Origin of the sequence: Psychrobacter sp. Ps6 (assembly GCF_022129235.1) — a bacterium.
Classification (GTDB): Bacteria; Pseudomonadota; Gammaproteobacteria; order Pseudomonadales; family Moraxellaceae; genus Psychrobacter.
On the sequence record NZ_JADQAI010000169.1, the window covers coordinates 1 to 1,114 of the forward strand.

The window sequence follows — 1,114 nt, forward strand, 5'->3', positions numbered from 1 at the left end:
GCAACAAGAAGCAATACCACAATGAGCGCAACACCTTGCTGCTTTTTCATTAGGACTCCGCCTTATTCTGCTCATTCTCAAGCTCTGCTTTTGGTAACACAAACACTCGGTCTATATCACCAAAGTCTTTCAGTTTTAACGTAACTTTAATCCCTTCAGGTAATTTACCTTCACTGTCCCAATTTTTTATCCAACGTTTATCGGTATAAAATTCCAACTTCATCTCAGTGACATTGGGTAAAATCACTTTCACTAGAGGTTCAGTGCCAGCGGTATTATCTGGATAGCGAAACCAAACACGCTCCAAGTTATCATCCACAATACGATAACCAACTTTCGTTACATCGCCGCGAGGGAACATCGCTTCTGGATTTTGCCAACCATCGCGAACAAACAGAATACCTTGGCTTGATGAATCAAGAAGATACTCCCCCGATTCCACCAGTTTTTTACTCGGTTCTTCATCGTTAGAACGGGTTTGTCGGGCAACAATTTGGCTAAAATCATTCCCCATAATAATCATCGCTCGCTGAATCTCACTAATACGCTGATTATGCTCTTGTGATTGCACATTGCTGCGTTGTACGCCATTTAGCACCTGATACGCAGATAAACTCAACATGGCAAAAACACCAATGGCAACTAACACTTCGAGTAAGGTAAAGCCCTTGTTTCGAGCTGAATGTAGGTTATTTATTCGCGACATAAGTTCTAACTGTTAATACGGAATATTTTTGTTGTTTGTCGGTTGCAACGGAGACATCCACCGCTTTTAAATAACCATCGGCAGTTTTGGTCGATTTGATGGTCCAATACCACTCTCGTCCGGCTAATTCGGATTTTCCTCGCTTAGTACTGCTTGGGATCTCACCGCTTAACTGCAACTGCGCCAGTTGATTATCAGCAACCATTGATGCAAACGTCTTTTCTTCTAGATAGCTCACCGTATTTAAATGCTGACTGACCGCTTTCATAATACTTAGAGCCGCAACCGCAAAGATTGCCAATGCCACCAGCACTTCTAATAACGTAAATCCCCGTTGCTGACTCATTTTTTTATCTCTAGCTCTTGCCCTGGCTCTAGCAATTTCACATCGCCAATTTCCGTTGCGAC

At 42.6% G+C, this 1,114-nt stretch carries 2 protein-coding genes; both read right to left on the reverse strand.

Features of this window, described 5'->3' with window-relative positions; all coding sequences use genetic code 11:
* Window positions 1-49: 49 nt before the first annotated feature.
* Complete coding sequence (gene gspJ / locus I3255_RS14640; protein WP_068968271.1) at window positions 50-706, reverse strand: type II secretion system minor pseudopilin GspJ; 657 nt, start codon at window positions 704-706, stop codon at window positions 50-52.
* Window positions 690-1,114, reverse strand: a 425-nt coding sequence (gene gspI, locus I3255_RS14645) for a type II secretion system minor pseudopilin GspI (RefSeq protein ID WP_238039482.1), incomplete at its 5' end; no start/stop codon positions are given. The genes gspI and gspJ, both read right to left, overlap by 17 nt.